Here is a 15,984-nt window from a genome sequence, read left to right as displayed (position 1 = left end):
AGGAACCCCATGACAGATCACTCCGGTCAGAAACGCCGCACCGTCATGCAGTGGCTCGGCGGCGCATCCGCCGCCGGCGCCCTCGCGCCGCTGCTGCCGGTCCATGCGCAACAGGCCCCGGCCACCGCGAGCGCAGCAACCGCGCCGCCGTCGCCCGCGCCACGCTTCGCCTACGTCGGCACCTACACCTTCGATGCGCCCGGTGGCACGGCCGGCGGGCCTGCCTCGAAAGGCATCTACGTGCTCGCCATGCAGGGCGACAACTGGACGCCGGTGCAGACGGTCGCGAGCGCGAACCCGTCCTTCCTCGCCGTGCATCCGAACCGGCGCTTCCTCTACGCGATCAACGAGATCGACACCTACGAGGGCCTGCCAACCGGCACGGCCGAGGCCTATGCCATCGACGAGCGCAGTGGCCGGCTCACGCTGGTCAACCGGCAGTCGCTGTCGCTCTCGGGTGTGATCCCGGCGCATCTGGCGGTGTCGCCCGACGGGCGCGCACTGGTGGTGGCGCTGTACGGCGGCGGCGCCTACAACGTGCTGCCCATCGGCAACGACGGCGCGCTGGGCAAGGTCTCAGGCATCGAGAAGGAAACCGGCTCCGGCCCCGACGCCGAGCGGCAGGAATCGCCGCACCCGCACATGGTGCAGTTCGATGCCTCGGGCCGGCGCGTGCTCGCAACCGATCTCGGCAGCGATCGCGTCAACGTCTTCACGCTGGCCGACGGCAAGCTGGCGCCCATCGGCCGCGCGGCCGTGCAAGCCGGCAGCGGCCCGCGCCATCTGGCGCTGCATCCGTCGCAACGTTATCTCTACGTGGTGGGCGAACTCGATGCCTCCGTCACCAGCTACGCCTACGACGCAGCGAACGGCGCGGTCGGGGAACAGCGGCAGCGGGTCTCGACGCTGCCGGACGGCTACACGGGCCAGAAGAGCGCCGCGGCGCTCGTGATGCATCCCTCGGGCCAGTTCCTCTACGCGAGCAACCGCAGGCTGAAGTCGGACCACCCGCTGGCCGACAGCATCGCCGCCTTCCGCATCGACCCTGCCAGCGGCAACCTGACGCCGGTGCAGCACTGGAGCGACGGCCTGCGCTTCCCGCGCGCGCTGGCGGTGGCGCCCGACGGCGGCCACCTCTACGCGCTGAGCCAGAAGGGCGACACCATCCTGCGCCTGCGCATCGAACCCGCCACCGGCAGGCTCGACCAGCCGGTGCAGGTGGCGCAGGTGCCTACGCCGGTCTGCCTCGTCTTCGCCTGACCGGGCCTAGATGGCGCTCCCGCGCGTGAGCATCCGCCCCGCGCGCGCGAGCACCCGGGCCTCGGCCTCGCCGCCGCGATAGGCCAGCACGCCGTTCACGAACACGCGCTCCACGCCCAGGCTCACGCCGTGCGGCTTGTCGTAGGTGGCGGTGTCGGCGATGGTCTCGGGGTCGAACACCACCACGTCGGCCATGGTGCCGGCGCGCAGCAGGCCGCGGTCGGCGATGCGCAGGTTGCGCGCGGTCATGCCGGTCATCTTGTGCACCGCCTGCTCCAGCGTGAAGAGCCGTCGCTGGCGCCAGTAGCGCGCGAACACCCGCGGAAAGGCGCCCCACAGGCGCGGATGCGGATGGCGGTCGTGCGGCAGGCCGTCGCTGCCGATCATGGTGAGCGGATGCGAGATGACGCGCTCCACGTCTTCCTCCTGCATCTGGAAGTAGCAGGCGCCGCCGGGCTTCAGCCGCAGGCAGGCATCCTGCTCGCTCACGCCCCATTCGTGCGCGATGTCGGAGATGAGCCTGCCCGTCATCTCCGGATGCGGATCGGACCAGGTCAGCAGCACGTCGATCACTCCGTCCACCAGGTCCTCGCGCAGCACGGTCGAGCCGGCCACGTAGGGATACACATCCATCGCGATCTTCTGGCGCTGCGCAAGCGACTCGATCAGCGGCAGCGTTTCCTTCGTGCGGCCCCAGTTGGCGGGTCCGGCGCACTTGTGATGCGAGATGACCAGCGGCACGCCGGCCTCGAAGGCGCAGTCGCCGGCCTCGTGCAGCGCCTCGATGATCTGCTGCATCTCGCTGCGCAGGTGCGTGGCGTAGACGCCGCCGTGGCGGCTCACCACGCGCGCCAGCGCGGTCACTTCCTCCGCGGGCGCCGCGAAGGCCTCCTCGTAGAACAGGCCCGAGGACATTCCGTGCGCCCCGTCGGCCATGCAGCCGTCGAGCAGTGCCTCCATGCGTGCCAGCTCGTCGGCGCTGGCCGGGCGGTCCAGCGCCTCCATGGCGGCGAAGCGCAGCGTGGTGTGGCCGACCAGCGCGGCCACGTTGAGCGCGGGCTGTATCGCATCGACGGCCGCGCGGTACTCGGCCATGGTCGCGTGCTTGAACGAATCGGCGCCCAGCAGCGTGAGCGGCGGCAGCGACTGCGGCGTGCGGTACGGCGCGAGCGAGATGCCGCAGTTGCCCGTCATCACGGTCGTGATGCCCTGCGACACCTTGGGCAGGCACAGCGGATCGCGCAGCACGATGGCGTCGTCGTGCGTGTGCGCGTCGATGAAGCCGGGGGCGATCACCTTCGCGCGGCAGTCGACGACTTCGACATCGGCCAGCGCCAGGCCGTCGGGCAGCCGCTCGCGCAGGCCTTCGCCGAGCGCGACGATGCGGTCGCCCTGCAGCAGCACGTCGCCGGGCCACGAGGGGCCGCCCGAGCCGTCGACCACCAGGCCCGCTTCCAGCAGGACGGCCTTCTTGTTGCTTTCGCTCACGATGCGCTCCCTCCGTCGTTCACGCCGCCGCCGTCCCAGCTCTGCAGCGGATGCGTGGTGGCATCGATGCCGTGGCGCTGGAAGGCCTCGCGCGCGCGCTGCAGGCGCTGCACCGCGGGCTCGCCGCGGCGCTGGGCCACCAGCACGGTGAGGATCTCGATGACGGTGAGGTGCGTGAGATAGGCGTCGATGCCCACGTGCATCACCGCGTCGTCGGGCACCGAGAGGCCCAGAAGAAAGTCGGCCTTGGCCGCGAGCGCCGTGCCGGGCCGCGTGAGCGCGACCACCTTGGCGCCCTGCCCACGCGCGATGTCCACCGCGTCGAGCAGCGAGGGCATGCCGCCCACGTGCGAGATGGCGATGACCACGCCGCCGGGGCGCTGCGCCGCGCCGGCCACCTGCTGCAGGTGGTAGTCGGCCCAGGCGTTGGCCGACAGGCCGAGGCGGAACAGCCGCGCCTGCAGGTCGTTGGCCATGAACCACGAGGTGGCGCCCGCGCCGTACAGGTCGACGTGCGGCGCCGCCGCGATGGCGGCCACGGCGCCGTCGAGCACCTGCATGTCGAGCTGGCCGCGCACGCCGGAAACGGAGGCCGCCGCGCTGCGCGCGATCTTGCCGACCACTTCGTCGGCCGCGTCCTCGATGTTCACGCGGCGGTGCAGCGGCGAGCCGCCCAGCGCGAGTTCCTGCGCGAGCGCGAGCTTGAACTCGCGCAGTCCGGCAAAGCCGAGGTCGCGGCAGGTGCGCATGATGGTCGGAACCGAGCTGCGCGAGCGCTCGGCGAGCTGCTCGAAGCTCTCTTCGAGCACGCGGTCGGGGTCTTCGAGGATCAGGTCGAGAATCGCGCGCCGCGTCGCCGGGGCGTCGCTGCGGATGTCCGCGATCCTCTGGAGCAGTGAGGGAGTCATCGGTGTGCGCTCGGAAGTCGCTCGGTCAGAAATGCATGGCCACCGCGTCGCTCACGCGGTAGTCCTGCTCGACAACCGGCATCCAGTGCCACTTGTCGAAGGTGGTGCAGGGGTGCGAGATGCCGAGGCCCACGCGGTCGCCGACCTTGGGCGCCACGGCTTCCTCGCTCGCGTCCCAACGCAGGTAGGCATGCTGGTCGTTCAGCGCTGTGATCTTCCAGCCTGCCGGCACGCCCTGCGGCTGCAGTTCGCCGCGCGCCGCGCGTGCGATGGGCACGGGCAGCGAGAGGTCGAAGGAGATGTCGCGCTTGCCCACGGCCAGGATCGCCAGGCCCGGCTCGGGGCGCGACTGCACCGTGGCCCAGACTTCCATCGCCGGCACCAGGCTTTCGCCGCAGCCGCAGCCCAGGCGCTCGTCCACCGCACTCACCATGCGCTTGTAGAAGCCATGGTCGTGCGTCACGTAGCAGCCCGAGCGCAGCAGGCCGCGCACCGGCGCGCCCAGCGCGGGCTTGAGTCTGCCTGCCACGAGGTCGAAGATGGCCGAGCCGCCGGCCGAGACCAGCACCTCGTCGGTTTCGAAGAGCTTGTTCTCGTCGCAGTGGCGAGCCACGGCTTCGACACGGTCCATCAGCGTCCTGGCGTAGGCGGAGTCGGGCTCGCTCTGGCCGGTGGCGCCCTGCCCTTCGTAGCACTCGATGCCCACGAGCTTGACCGCATCGCTCGCGCGCAGCCGCGTGGCCAGCGCGACGGCCTCCTCGTGCGTGCGGCAGCCGGTGCGCGCGCCGTCCACGCCGATCTCGACCATCACCTCGAAGGGCACGCTCGCGGGATGGCGCTTCGACCAGTCCTCGATCAGCCCGAGCTGCGCCAGCGAATCGACCAGGAACACGATGCGCAGGTCGGCATGCTCGCTCAGCAGCATCTGGATGCCGGCCAGGTCCTCGTCGCTCACCACCTGGTTGGCGATGAGCGTGCGGCGCGCGCCGGCCGCCACGCCCACGGCCAGTTGCGTGACGGTGGCGAAGGTCAGGCCCCAGGCACCGGCGTCGAGCTGGCGCTGGAAGAGCTGCGGCGACATGGTGGTCTTGCCGTGCGGCGCGAGGTCGATGCCCCACTCGCGCACTCGCGACTGCATCCACGACAGGTTGTGTTCGAGCGCCTCGCGCTTGAGCACGGCCAGCGGCAGCGGCAGGTCGCCGGCCAGCACGTTCCAGCCGGCGGCGCCGATCTCGCTGCGGCGGCGCGGCGCGGCGGTGCGCGGATAGCCCTTGAAGTTGCTGCCCAGCAGCGGGTCGTTGAAGTCGTTGTCGGCGGCGGTCATGGCGGTGTTGGCGGTCATGCAGCGATGTTGGATAGGAGTTCTTGGGTTCGAATGCAGGCGCTGTAGTGTCCCGCCGAAATCTCTTCCAGCGGCGGAACGGTCTGCGCACAGGCGTCGATGGCATGCGGGCAGCGCGTGCGGAACACACAGCCCGAGGGCGGCGAGATGGGGCTCGGGATGTCGCCCTTCAGCGCGATGCGCTCGGTCGCCATCTCCGGATCGGGCTTCGGGCTGGCAGCCAGCAGCGCCCGGGTGTAGGGGTGCGAGGGGCGCGCGAACAGCTCCTCGGTGGTGGCGACTTCCATCACCTTGCCGAGGTACAGCACCACCACGCGGTCGCACAGGTACTCGACCACGTCGAGGTCATGCGAGATGAAGAGCATCGTCAGGCCCAGCCGCTCGCGCAGGTCGGCCAGCAGGTTGATGACCTGCGACTGGATCGACACGTCGAGCGCCGACAGCGGCTCGTCCGCCACGATGAACTCGGGCTCCACCGCGAGCGCGCGCGCCACGCCGATGCGCTGGCGCTGCCCGCCCGAGAACTCGTGCGGAAAGCGGTTCGCATGCTCGGCGCGCAGGCCCACGGTTTCGAGCAGCTCGGCAATGCGCCTGTCTCGCGCCGCCGCGCCCTTGTGCAGGCCGTGCGTGGACAGCGCCTCGCCGAGGATCGCGCTGATGCGCATCTTCGGGTTCAGGCTGGCGTACGGGTCTTGAAAAATGATCTGCAGCTTGCTGCGCAGCTTGCGCATGCGCTCGCCCGACAGTTCACCAATGTCGTCGCCGCGGTACAGCACCTGGCCGCCGCTGCGCTCCAGCAGGCGCAGCACGGTGCGGCCAATGGTGCTCTTGCCCGAGCCTGATTCGCCGACCAGGCCCAGCGTCTCGCCAGGCTGGATGGCGAACGACACGTCGTCCACGGCGCGCACCGGGCGGTCGCTGCTGCCGAAGTACTTCTTGAGTCCTCGGACTTCGATGAGAGGAGCTGCGGTGGTCATCGTGGGTTTCTTGTATTGGCTCCCTCCCCCTCTGGGGGAGGGTTGGGGTGGGGGCTCCGGGCGATGGAGACTGTCGCGGCGATGGAACGGCCGATTGCCCCCACCCCGGCCCTCCCCCAAAGGGGGAGGGAGTAAGACGAAAGCGGCGCGCGGCTCATGCGGCCCTCGCGAGTGATTGGTCGGGCTGCACGCGAATGCAGCGTGCCTGGCGGCCCTGCCTGATGTCGATCAGCGGCGGCATCGCGTCCTTGCAGCCCGCGAGCGCAAGATCGCAGCGCGGCTCGAAGGCGCAGCCCGGCGGCGGCGCCAGCGGGCTCGACACCTGCCCGCGAATGGCGAACAGGCGCTTGGGCTTGGGCTGGCCGGGCTGGCGCGCCTTGCCCGGCAGGCAGGCCAGCAGGCCCTGCGTGTACGGGTGCTCGGGCTGGGCGAACAGCGGCCGCACCGGCGCGCTCTCGACCACGCGGCCCGAATACATCACGACCACGTCGTCGGCATGGTGCGCGACCACGCCGAGGTTGTGCGTGATGAACAGGATGCTCATGCCCGTCTCGGCCTGCAGCCTGCGCATGAGCTCGAGGATCTGCGCCTGGATGGTCACGTCGAGCGCGGTGGTCGGCTCGTCGGCGATCAGCAGCGTCGGGTCGCAGGCCATGGCCAGGGCGATCATCGCGCGCTGGCGCATGCCGCCCGAGAGCTGGTGCGGGTACTCGTGGATGCGCTGCGCCGCGGCCGGGATCTCCACCAGCTCCAGCATGCGCTGCGCATGCGCGAGTGCCGCCTTGCGGTCGAGCCCCTTGTGCAGGCGCACGCTCTCCGCGATCTGCTCGCCGATGGTGAACACCGGGTTCAGGCTGGTCATCGGCTCCTGGAAGATCATCGACAGCTGGTTGCCGCGCAGCGAGCGCATCTCGCGTTCGCCGATCTGAAGCAGGTCGAGCGCCTTGCCTTCGCGCGTCACGAAAGAGGCACTGCCGCTGACCTGCGCGTTGGCGGTCTTGGGCAGCAGACGCATCAGCGTGAGGCTGGTGACCGACTTGCCCGAGCCTGATTCGCCGACCAGCGCGGTCGTCTTGCCGGGCTGGATCGAGAAGCTCACGTCGGCCACCGAGCGCACGAGGCCGTCTTCGGTGGGGAAGCTGGTGCTCAGGTTGCTGACCGTGAGGCGCGGGGCCTGGTTGTTGTTGGCGGTCGTCGTCATCACGCGCCTTTCTTGAGCTTGGGGTCGAGCAGGTCGCGCACGCCGTCGCCCAGCAGTTGCAGCGACAGCGCCGTGAAGATGATCGCGAGGCCCGGGAACAGCACCACCCAGAAGGCCTGGTGCGCGTACTGCTGGCTGCCCGCGACCATGGTGCCCCAGGTCGGGATCTCGGGCGGTACGCCGACACCGAGGAACGAGAGGCCGGCTTCGGCCAGGATGGCGTAGGCGAAGATGAACGACACCTGCACCAGGATCGGCGACATCAGGTTCGGCAGGATGTGCCGCCACAGGATGCGCGAGGTACGCACGCCCAGCGCGCGCACGGCTTCGACGAAGAGCAGTTCGCGCACCACCAGCGTGGAGGCCCGCACCACCCGCGCCACGCGCGGCGTGTAGACCAGCACCAGCGCCAGCACGGTGTTCACGAGCGAGGGCCCGAGAATGGCCACCAGCGCGATGGCCAGCAGGATGTCGGGGAAGGACATCATCGCGTCCACCACGCGCATCAGCGGCGCGTCGAGCCGGCGGAAGAAGCCGGCCATCAGGCCCAGCACGGTGCCGGCGATCACGGCGCCCAGCGCGGTGAGCGCGGCGATGGCCAGCGAGTAGCGCGCGCCGTGCACGATGCGCGAATACAGGTCGCGGCCGAGTTCGTCGGTGCCGAGCAGGTGCTCGGCGCTGGGCGCCTTCAGGCGCTCCAGCACGGCCGTGTCGTTGGGGTCGATGGAAGCGAACAGCGGCGCGCCGATCGCGAGCACCGCGATCACCAGCAGCACCAGCGCGGACACCATCACGATGCGTCTGTGCATCAGCTGGCGGAGCATTCGGGGCATTTGCATTTTTCTCAGACCTTCACGCGCGGGTCGACCACCGCGTACAGCAGGTCGATGGAGAAATTGATGAGCACGTAGATCGCGGCGATGACGAGCAGCGCACCCTGGATCACCGGGTAGTCGCGCCGCAGCACCGCGCTGACCACGAGGTTGCCCACGCCCGGCAGGCCGAACACGGTCTCGGTGATGACGGCGCCGCCGATCATGAGGGCCACCGTGAGGCCGATCACCGTGACGATGGGCACCAGCGCGTTGCGAAGCGCGTGCTTGAGCACCACGGTGCTTTCGCTCAGGCCCTTGGAGCGCGCGGTGCGCACGTAGTCTTCACCCAGCACGTCGAGCATCGAGGCGCGCGTGAAGCGGATGATGAGCGCCGAGTTGAGCAGGCCCAGCACCGTGGCCGGCAGCACCAGCGAATGCAGCCGCTCGGCGAACGGCGCATCGGGCGCGCCGTAGCCCGACACCGGGAACCAGCCGAACGAAACCGCGAAGATCTGGATCAGCACGATGCCCAGCCAGAAGCTCGGAATGCTCGCGCCCAGCATCGCGATGCCGGTGAAGAGCTGGTCGACCACCCTCCCCCGGAACACCGCCGAGACGATGCCGCAGGGCACGCCGATCAGCGCCGCGATGGCCACGGCCATCAGCGCGAGCAGCGTGGTGGGTTCGGAGCGCTCCCACAGCGCCTGCGTCACGGGGCGCTGCAGGAAGATCGACTGGCCGAGGTTGCCCTGGAGCACCTCGCGCAGCCAGTAGCCGAACTGCACGGGCAGCGGCTTGTCGAGGCCGTATTCCTTCTGCACGCGGGCGATGTCGGCGGCGGTGGCCTGGTCGCCCAGCAGCACCGAGACCGGGTCGCCCGAGGCGGCGCGCGTGAGCACGAAGACGAGCACCGCCACGATGGCGAGCACGATCAGCATGCCCGCGGCGCGGGAGGCGATGTAGCGGAAAAGCGATTTCTTCATCACGCGGAGAACTCGATGGCTGCCGCGCTGCCCACCGCGACGTATTGGCCGGTGAACTGGATGTCGCCCCCCTTCACGCGGAAGACGGTCACGTTGTCGCCCTGCTTGTTGTGGCACACGTAGAGGAAGCGGCCGCTCGGGTCGAGCGTGCAGCTGCGCGGGTAGTTGCCGCGCGACCATTCCTCGCGCACCAGCGTGGGAGCGCCGGTGCGGGCGTCGACCTTGAAGATCGAGATCGAGTCGTGCAGCCGGTTGAGCGACACGAAGTGCTGGCCGTCCGGCAGCATGCGGATGCCCGATGCGTAGCTGGTGCCCTTGAAGCCCTTGGGCAGCGCCGAGATCTCGCTCGCCAGCGTGAGCACGCCGGTGGCGTTGTCGTAGCGCATGAAGGCGATGGTCGATGCCTCTTCGTTCACCAGGTAGAGCCACTTGCCGTTCGGGTGGAACACGAAGTGGCGCGCGCCGGAGCTTTCCGACACGGCCACCGTGCTCGGCTGGCTCAGCACGCCGGTGATGCGGTCGAAGCGGTACGAGATGACGCGGTCGAGCCCCAGGTCGGCCACCAGCACGAAGTCGCCCTTCGGGTCGGCATGCACCATGTGGGCGTGCGGGCCGTCGTGGTCGCTGGTGGCGAAGCCTTCGTGCGAGCGCGCGGCCTGCGGCACCACATCGGCGCCGGGCTTGCAGGGGGTGGACGCACCGCAGGCTTCCACGTCCTTGTAGACGACGGCTGCAACGCTGGCATCTGGCGTGCCGTCGGCGCGCAGCGCGAGCACGCTGACGTCGCCGCTCGCGTAGTTGGCGGTGAAGAGAAAGCGGCCGTCGGGGTGCACGCTGATGTAGGCCGGGTCCTTGCCGCCGCAGGGCGTTTCGGAGACGAATGTCAGCGCGCCGTTCGCGCCGATACGGAAGGCCGAGACCGAGCCGGCCTCGAATTCGTTGGCCGCATAGAGCATCGGCAGCTTCGGATGGCGCGCGAGCGAGGCAGGGTTGCGCAGCTTCGCGCCCTCGCCCGTGCTGGCCACGGCCGCCGGTGCGCCCGCAATGGGCTTGAGCGCGCCGGTGGCGCCGTCGAGCACGAACTGGTGCACGCCCTGTCCGCGCCCGCCGCGCCACGGCTTGCCGCCGTCGCTGTAGGTGCCGACGTAGGCGTAGACCGGGCCCTGGGCGGCAGCCCGGGCGGCGAAGGCAAGGGAGGATTCGAGGCCGAGGGCCCCGAGGCCGGAGACCAGTGCGCTGGCTTGCAGAAGTTGGCGACGCGACGGCATGGCTGTGTGTCTCCGCCTTCTTACTTGATCTTCGCGTTCCAGAAGAACGGCCAGGTCGCGGGCTGGTAGTTGTCCAGCGCCGGGCTCTTGGCCGAGAGGCCGTTGAACTTGCCGACGTTGATGTACGGCACCTCGTCGTACACCACCTGCTGCACCTTGCCCCACAGCGCGCCGCGCTTGGCAGGGTCGCTCTCGACGTTGAAGGCCTGCAGCGCCGTCTTCTTGGCGGGCGAATCCCACCAGCCGGGCGCGCCGTCGCCGAGCTGCGGCGGCGAGAGCATGGGCTCGGGGAACTGGCCCGAGTGGGTGACGTAGATGTCCCACAGCTTGGCGTCGTTGCGGCGCTGCACCAGCGTGGCCCAGTCGACCACGTTGAGGTCGACCTTGAAGCCGGCGCGCTTGAGCTGCTCGGCCATCAGGAGCGCCATGTTGTAGTGGAAGTCGTACTGGCGGCTGGTGAGCACGCGGATCGGCTCGCCCTTGTAGCCGGCCTTGGCGGCGGCTTCCTTGGCCTTGGCGGCGTTGCGCTGGTTGTACTGGTCGGCGCCTGCGGCCGAGTAGAAGGGCGAGCCCTTCGGGAAGTGGTTGGCCTCGGCCACGAAGAAGCGCGTGTCGCCGAAGCCGGCGGCGAGCATCTCGCCTTCGCCCAGCGCGGTCTGGATCGCCTGGCGCACCGGCTGGCTGGCGGCCACGCCTTCCTTGGTGTTGAGCACGAGGTACGGGAAGCCGAACGAGGGCGTCATGATCGGCACGGTCTTGCCGCCCGACTTCTCCAGGCGCGGCAGCGCCTCCACCGGCAGCAGGTCGGCAAAGTCGTACTGGCCGGCCAGCGCGCCCTCGACGCGGGTGCTGGCGTTGGGCACGGGCACGAAGCGCAGCTCCTCGATGGCCGCCTCGCGCTTGCCGCCGTAGCCGCTGGCGGCCTCCTTGCGCGCGCTGTACTTGTCGAAGCGCGTAAGCAGCACGAACTGGTCGGGGCGGCGCTCCTTGAACTTGTAGGGGCCGGTGCCCACGAAGTCCTTCAGCGGCGAGGCGATGGAGTCCTTGGCCATGATGGCGGCCATGCCGCTGGGCAGCGCGAGCTGCGAGAGCAGCGGCGCGTAGGGTTCCTTCAGCACGATCTCGACCGCCAGCGGGCCCTTGGCCTTGAGGCTGTCGACTTCCTTGCCCACGGCCTTGCCGCGCGGCGACTGGTCCATCCAGCGCTGCAGGCTGGCCACCACGTCGTCGGCAGTGAGCTCACGGCCGCTGTGCAGCATCACGCCCTTGCGCAGGGTGATGGCGTAGGTCTTGCCGTCGGCGGAGATCTTCGGCATGCCCTCGGCCAGCATCGGCACCACGTTCCACTTGGCGTCGAAGGTGTAGAGCGTCTCGTAGACGTGCTGCATGATGGTTCCGACCAGGTCGGCGGTGGACGCCATCGGGTCGAGCGTCTGCGGCTCGGCCACCATCGCCAGCGTGGCGAAGTTGCGCGGGCCCTGTGCGTGGGCGCCCTGTTGGGGCAGCGCGGCGCACAGCATCACGAGCAGGGAGGCGCCCAGCAGGCTGCGTTTGGACAGCTTGGGCAGACACTGGGCAAGACCGGCGTGGGGCATGGGGAACTCCTTCATGAGGCGGGCTGGTTTGTGAAAGAAAATTTCTCTTCGGCCCGGACTTTGAAGCAGTATTCATGCCAAATCATCCGTGTTAACCCTTGTTCAGGGGTTATTTTGAAATAGATTTTCAAATCAGAGGGATACTCGCGGCTCGTTTCCGCTCTTTCCGTTTCTCTTTCCTTTCATCACACAAGGAGTTCCCATGCCCCTCGAATACCTCGGCGCCCCGCCCCTGGCTTCCGACCGCCAGGTCCGCCCCTTCTCCCCGGCCGTGCGCGCCGGCGACTTCATCTACGTGTCGGGCCAGGTGCCCGTGAACAAGGAAGGCGAGATCGTGGCCGGCGGCATCGAGGCGCAGACGCGCCAGGTGATGGAGAACATCAAGACCGTGCTCGCGCTGGCCGGCGCCACGCTCGACGACGTGTGCAAGAGCACCTGCTGGCTGCAGGACGCGCGCGACTTTGGTGCCTTCAACCGCATCTACATGAGCTATTTCGGTGAAAACAAGCCGGCGCGCTCGACCACCGAGGCGCGGCTGATGGTCGACGCGCGCGTGGAAATCGACGTGGTGGCCTACAAGCCCAAGGCCTGATCCGGCACGCGATCAGCCTTTCAGCTCGGTCTTGCGCTGGATGATGCGCGAGACCAAGCCGTACTCCACGGCCTCCTCGGCCGACAGCCAGCGGTCGCGTTCGATGTCGGCCAGCACCACGTCGATGGGCTTGCCGGTCTCGCGCGCGATCTCGTGCGCGATGCGCTGGCGGGCCTTGATGATTTCCTGCGCCTGGATGGCGATGTCTGTCGCCTGCCCGCCCGCGCCGCCGCTGGGCTGGTGGATCAGGAAGCGCGTGTTCGGCAGGCACACGCGGCGCTCGCGCGGCGCCGCCAGGAACAGGTGGGTGGCCGCGCTGCCCACCCAGCCGGTGCCGATCATGTTCACCGGCGCGCTGATGAAGCGCACGATGTCGTGGATCGCATCGCCCGACTCCAGGTGCCCGCCAGGCGAGCTCACGAGGATGTCGATGGGCTTCTCGGGGCTGTCGGCGTCCAGCGCGATGAGCCGGCGCGTCACGTCGGCGGCCACGGAGTCGCTGATGGTGCCGAAGATCAGCAGCGTTCGCGACTTGAACGCCTTTTCCTCCAGGTAGGAGTTGCGCGGCTCGGCGGTGGCGGCGGGCTTGGTGTCGTCTTCCGATTCCATTGAGAACATGGTGGGCTGCATGAAGAAAGCTCCTTTGGTTGAACTGTCTTGACGAACAAGCCCACAGTTTCGTGACATTGCGCGCTATGGCAAGCTGCGCCGATGCTCGATGAACGCTATCTCTCGCAATTCCCGGCACTGCGCGGCCAGCTGGTTCGCGCGGCGGCGCGCATGCTCGGCGGCCCGGCGGATGCCGAGGACGTGGTGCAGGACAGCTACCTGCGCGCGCTGGAAGCCGGCGACGGGCCCGGGCCGGATTCGGTGCAGGCCTGGCTGACGACCGTGATGCAGAACCTCGCGATCGACAGGCTGCGGCGGGACGGGTGGATGCAGCGGTGGCTGAAAGAGGCCGAAGGGCGCTCACTCGAAGCGCCGTCAGCGGAGGCCGAGGCGGCGCAGGCCGAGTCCATCGAGCGGGCGCTGAGGTTGATCGCTGCGAGGCTCTCGCCGACCGACGGCGCCGCGGTGCTGCTGCGCGAAGTCTTCGAAGCCAGCTTCAGGGAAATCGCCGAGGCTGGCGGCAGGACCGAGGCGGCCTGCAGGCAGCAGCTGCATCGCGCATTGCTGCGGCTGCGCCAGGAAAAGGACCGGGACGAAGCCGGGTCATCGGACGCGATCTTCCATGTCTACCGGCAGGCGCTGCAGGATTGCGATGCGCGCATGCTGTTCGCGATGCTGAGGCAGCCGCCCGCGCGGGCCTTGTCGATGTCGGCGTCCAATGGCGGAACGCCGCGCACCATCTGCCAGGTCATGCAGATGGGCGGCCGGCTCGGGCTGGTGCTGACGCTGGGCGGGAAGGTGTTGTGTGTCTTGCCGCTCGATGCCAGGCCGGCGAACGAAGAGCACGAAGCAGCCCTGTGTTAGCCCCTTCCCCCTCTGGGGGAAGGTTGGGATGGGGGCAAGCTGCGATTGTTCGGCGCAGTGCTTTGTTGAACGCCGCCGTGCCCCCACCCCTGCCCTCCCCCAGAGGGGGAGGGAGAAAGACCGGTCTCAACCCGCCAGGCGCCCCGCCACCAGCTGCAACACCCGGTCGCAGCGCTTCGCCAGGTCCTGGTCGTGCGTGACCATCACGAAGGCGGTGCCATGCCGGTGCGCGAGATCGAGCATCAATGCGAACACGGTATCGGCCGTGCTGCGGTCGAGGTTGCCGGTGGGCTCGTCGGCCAGCACGCAGGCCGGCTCGGTGACCAGCGCGCGCGCGATCGCCACGCGCTGACGCTCTCCGCCCGAGAGTTCTGCCGGACGGTGGTGCAGGCGCTGGCCCAGGCCCACGCTCTCGAGGATCTTCGCTGCCGACTGCGCCGCCGCATGAGGCTCGGTGCGGCGGATCTTCAGCGGCATCGCCACGTTGTCGAGCGCGCTGAACTCGGGCAGCAGGTGATGGAACTGGTAGACGAAGCCCAGGTGCTGGTTGCGCAGACGGCCCTGCTCCGCCGGATCGGCATGCGCGATGTCCTTGCCCAGCAGCTCGACCTTGCCAGCCGTGGGCTCGTCGAGGCCGCCCATCAGGTGCAGCAGCGTACTCTTGCCGGAGCCGGAGGCGCCGACGATGGCGAGCGTTTCGCCGGCATGCACGTCGAGGTCGACGCCATGCAGCACGGTCAGGTCGAGCCGCCCCTCGTGGAACCGCTTGGTCAGTCCACGGGCCTTCAATACAACTTCACTCATAGCGCAGGGCTTCGGCAGGGTTCACGCGGCTGGCGCGCCAGCTCGGGTACAGCGTGGCGACGAAGGCCAGCACCAGGGAAATGATCGCGATGGGAACGATGTCGCTTTGCTGCGGATCGCTCGGCATCTTGCTGATCAGGTAGATGTCCTTCGGCAGGAAGCTCGCGTGGAAGAGCTGCTCCAGGAAGGGCACGATCACGTCGATGTTGTAGGCGATGCCCAGGCCCAGCAGCAGTCCGGCCACGGTGCCGATCACGCCCACCATTGCGCCCTGCACCACGAAGATGCCCATGATGCTGCGCGGCGAGCTGCCAAGCGTGCGCAGGATGGCGATGTCGGCGCGCTTGTCGGTCACGGTCATGACGAGCGTGGAGACCAGGTTGAAGGCCGCCACCGCCACGATCAGCGTGAGGATGATGAACATCATGCGTTTCTCGACCTGCACGGCCGCGAACCAGGTCTTGTTCTGGCGCGTCCAGTCGCGGATGAGGAACTCGCCCGGCAGCGTGACTGCGAGCTGGTCGGCCACGTCGCGCGCCTCGTTGAGGTTCTTGAGCTTCAGCCGGATGCCGGTGGGGCCCTCGAGGCGGAACACCTTGGCGGCGTCCTGCTCGTGCACCATGGCCAGCGCGGAGTCGTATTCGTAGTGGCCCGAGTCGAAGGTGCCGACCACGGTGAACTGCTTCAGCCGCGGCACCACGCCCGCCGGCGTGACCTGCCCGCCCGGCGCCACCAGCGTGACCTGGTCGCCCGGCTGCACGAAGAGCGAACGCGCCAGCTCCGCGCCGAGCACGATGCCGAACTGGCCCGGCACGAGCTTGTCGAAGGTGCCCCTGGAGGCGATGCCGTTGATGTCGGTGACCTCGGGCTCGAGCTTGGGATCGATGCCGCGCACGATCGTGCCCTTCATGTCCTCGCCGCGCGCGATGAGCGCCTGGGTGTTGATGAAGGGCGCCGCGCCGACCACCTCGGGGTGCTTGCGCGCCGCCGCCATGATCTCGTCGAGCTGCTGCAGCGCCTGGCCGTCGCGCGAGAAGATCTCGATGTGCGACACCACGCCGAGCATGCGGTCGCGCACTTCCTTCTGGAAGCCGTTCATCACACTGAGCACAATGATCAGCGCCGCCACGCCCAGCGCGATGCCGAGCATCGAGACACCGGAGATGAAGGAGATGAAGCCGTTGCGCCGCGTCGCCCGTCCCGCGCGCGTGTAGCGCCAGCCGAGCTGCAGTTCATAAGGAAGTCGCATAGGGTCGGAATTGTGGCATTCCGGATGGC

15 protein-coding genes are annotated in these 15,984 nt (G+C 69.0%); 3 read left to right on the top strand and 12 right to left on the bottom strand.

Translation table 11 applies throughout. The features are described 5' to 3' along the window. The first annotated feature begins 9 nt into the window (after window positions 1-9). Window positions 10-1,260 carry a lactonase family protein gene (locus EJP69_RS11370; protein ID WP_126470137.1) on the top strand — a complete coding sequence of 417 codons (1,251 nt, stop codon included), beginning with the start codon at window positions 10-12 and terminating at the stop codon, window positions 1,258-1,260. Between the two features lie 6 nt (window positions 1,261-1,266). Here the strand turns inward: EJP69_RS11370 and EJP69_RS11365 are convergent, their stop codons facing one another. From EJP69_RS11365 to EJP69_RS11325, 9 genes are all read right to left on the bottom strand, one after another. Further along, on the bottom strand, window positions 1,267-2,748 hold the full coding sequence (locus EJP69_RS11365) for an N-acyl-D-amino-acid deacylase family protein (RefSeq protein WP_126470135.1): 1,482 nt from the start codon (window positions 2,746-2,748) through the stop codon (window positions 1,267-1,269). After that, window positions 2,745-3,656, bottom strand: coding sequence for a MurR/RpiR family transcriptional regulator (locus tag EJP69_RS11360; RefSeq protein ID WP_093196268.1), 912 nt, complete (start codon window positions 3,654-3,656; stop codon window positions 2,745-2,747). Before EJP69_RS11360 ends, EJP69_RS11365 begins: the two co-directional genes overlap by 4 nt. Before the next feature lie 25 nt (window positions 3,657-3,681). Then, the gene (locus EJP69_RS11355; protein WP_240652115.1) at window positions 3,682-4,998 is read right to left on the bottom strand and encodes an amino acid deaminase; all 1,317 of its coding nucleotides are present in this window, start codon (window positions 4,996-4,998) and stop codon (window positions 3,682-3,684) included. Continuing rightward, window positions 4,995-5,975: an ABC transporter ATP-binding protein gene (locus EJP69_RS11350; protein ID WP_126470133.1), complete on the bottom strand. Its 981-nt coding sequence runs from the start codon at window positions 5,973-5,975 to the stop codon at window positions 4,995-4,997. The genes EJP69_RS11355 and EJP69_RS11350 overlap by 4 nt, the downstream gene beginning before the upstream one ends. Window positions 5,976-6,129: 154 nt before the next feature. Continuing rightward, window positions 6,130-7,176 carry an ABC transporter ATP-binding protein gene (locus tag EJP69_RS11345; protein ID WP_126470131.1) on the bottom strand — a complete coding sequence of 349 codons (1,047 nt, stop codon included), beginning with the start codon at window positions 7,174-7,176 and terminating at the stop codon, window positions 6,130-6,132. Next, window positions 7,176-8,015, bottom strand: coding sequence for an ABC transporter permease (locus EJP69_RS11340; protein WP_093196271.1), 840 nt, complete (start codon window positions 8,013-8,015; stop codon window positions 7,176-7,178). The genes EJP69_RS11345 and EJP69_RS11340 overlap by 1 nt, the downstream gene beginning before the upstream one ends. Before the next feature lie 5 nt (window positions 8,016-8,020). After that, window positions 8,021-8,974: an ABC transporter permease gene (locus tag EJP69_RS11335; RefSeq protein WP_093299856.1), complete on the bottom strand. Its 954-nt coding sequence runs from the start codon at window positions 8,972-8,974 to the stop codon at window positions 8,021-8,023. Then, window positions 8,974-10,242 (bottom strand): lactonase family protein, encoded by a 1,269-nt coding sequence (locus EJP69_RS11330; RefSeq protein WP_126470129.1) that lies wholly within the window; start codon window positions 10,240-10,242, stop codon window positions 8,974-8,976. The genes EJP69_RS11335 and EJP69_RS11330 overlap by 1 nt, the downstream gene beginning before the upstream one ends. A gap of 20 nt (window positions 10,243-10,262) precedes the next feature. After that, a complete protein-coding gene (locus EJP69_RS11325; RefSeq protein WP_126470127.1) occupies window positions 10,263-11,837 on the bottom strand; it encodes an ABC transporter substrate-binding protein in 1,575 nt (524 codons plus the stop codon). Window positions 11,838-12,039: 202 nt separating this feature from the next. On the opposite strand from EJP69_RS11325, the gene EJP69_RS11320 reads away from it, so the two are divergent. Then, window positions 12,040-12,429: a RidA family protein gene (locus tag EJP69_RS11320; RefSeq protein ID WP_093196278.1), complete on the top strand. Its 390-nt coding sequence runs from the start codon at window positions 12,040-12,042 to the stop codon at window positions 12,427-12,429. A gap of 12 nt (window positions 12,430-12,441) precedes the next feature. Here EJP69_RS11320 and EJP69_RS11315 read toward each other — a convergent pair whose 3' ends face one another. After that, on the bottom strand, window positions 12,442-13,038 hold the full coding sequence (locus EJP69_RS11315) for an ATP-dependent Clp protease proteolytic subunit (RefSeq protein WP_126471073.1): 597 nt from the start codon (window positions 13,036-13,038) through the stop codon (window positions 12,442-12,444). Window positions 13,039-13,140: 102 nt separating this feature from the next. Here EJP69_RS11315 and EJP69_RS11310 point away from each other — a divergent pair, with 102 nt between their 5' ends. Then, window positions 13,141-13,902: a sigma-70 family RNA polymerase sigma factor gene (locus tag EJP69_RS11310; protein WP_126470125.1), complete on the top strand. Its 762-nt coding sequence runs from the start codon at window positions 13,141-13,143 to the stop codon at window positions 13,900-13,902. Between the two features lie 126 nt (window positions 13,903-14,028). On the opposite strand, the gene lolD is transcribed toward EJP69_RS11310, so the two are convergent. Together lolD and EJP69_RS11300 are read right to left on the bottom strand one after the other, a co-directional pair. Next, the gene (gene lolD / locus EJP69_RS11305; RefSeq protein WP_093299850.1) at window positions 14,029-14,706 is read right to left on the bottom strand and encodes a lipoprotein-releasing ABC transporter ATP-binding protein LolD; all 678 of its coding nucleotides are present in this window, start codon (window positions 14,704-14,706) and stop codon (window positions 14,029-14,031) included. Further along, window positions 14,699-15,955: a lipoprotein-releasing ABC transporter permease subunit gene (locus EJP69_RS11300; RefSeq protein WP_093196288.1), complete on the bottom strand. Its 1,257-nt coding sequence runs from the start codon at window positions 15,953-15,955 to the stop codon at window positions 14,699-14,701. Before EJP69_RS11300 ends, lolD begins: the two co-directional genes overlap by 8 nt. Between the last annotated feature and the right edge of the window lie 29 nt (window positions 15,956-15,984).

It is taken from the genome of Variovorax gossypii (assembly GCF_003965815.1).
Classification (GTDB): Bacteria; Pseudomonadota; Gammaproteobacteria; order Burkholderiales; family Burkholderiaceae_C; genus Variovorax; species Variovorax gossypii.
This window is presented reverse-complemented; position numbering and strand designations above follow the sequence as displayed.

Bases quoted from the DNA above. Each gene is read 5' to 3' on its own strand.
- EJP69_RS11360 (WP_093196268.1), bottom strand. From the start codon at position 3,656: ATGACTCCCTCACTGCTCCAGAGGATCGCGGACATCCGCAGCGACGCC.
- EJP69_RS11315 (WP_126471073.1), bottom strand. From the start codon at position 13,038: ATGGAATCGGAAGACGACACCAAGCCCGCCGCCACCGCCGAGCCGCGC.
- EJP69_RS11340 (WP_093196271.1), bottom strand. From the start codon at position 8,015: ATGCAAATGCCCCGAATGCTCCGCCAGCTGATGCACAGACGCATCGTG.
- lolD (WP_093299850.1), bottom strand. From the start codon at position 14,706: ATGAGTGAAGTTGTATTGAAGGCCCGTGGACTGACCAAGCGGTTCCAC.
- EJP69_RS11350 (WP_126470133.1), bottom strand. From the start codon at position 5,975: ATGACCACCGCAGCTCCTCTCATCGAAGTCCGAGGACTCAAGAAGTAC.
- EJP69_RS11355 (WP_240652115.1), bottom strand. From the start codon at position 4,998: ATGACCGCCAACACCGCCATGACCGCCGCCGACAACGACTTCAACGAC.
- EJP69_RS11310 (WP_126470125.1), top strand. From the start codon at position 13,141: ATGCTCGATGAACGCTATCTCTCGCAATTCCCGGCACTGCGCGGCCAG.
- EJP69_RS11370 (WP_126470137.1), top strand. From the start codon at position 10: ATGACAGATCACTCCGGTCAGAAACGCCGCACCGTCATGCAGTGGCTC.
- EJP69_RS11325 (WP_126470127.1), bottom strand. From the start codon at position 11,837: ATGCCCCACGCCGGTCTTGCCCAGTGTCTGCCCAAGCTGTCCAAACGC.
- EJP69_RS11345 (WP_126470131.1), bottom strand. From the start codon at position 7,176: ATGACGACGACCGCCAACAACAACCAGGCCCCGCGCCTCACGGTCAGC.
- EJP69_RS11300 (WP_093196288.1), bottom strand. From the start codon at position 15,955: ATGCGACTTCCTTATGAACTGCAGCTCGGCTGGCGCTACACGCGCGCG.
- EJP69_RS11330 (WP_126470129.1), bottom strand. From the start codon at position 10,242: ATGCCGTCGCGTCGCCAACTTCTGCAAGCCAGCGCACTGGTCTCCGGC.
- EJP69_RS11320 (WP_093196278.1), top strand. From the start codon at position 12,040: ATGCCCCTCGAATACCTCGGCGCCCCGCCCCTGGCTTCCGACCGCCAG.
- EJP69_RS11335 (WP_093299856.1), bottom strand. From the start codon at position 8,974: ATGAAGAAATCGCTTTTCCGCTACATCGCCTCCCGCGCCGCGGGCATG.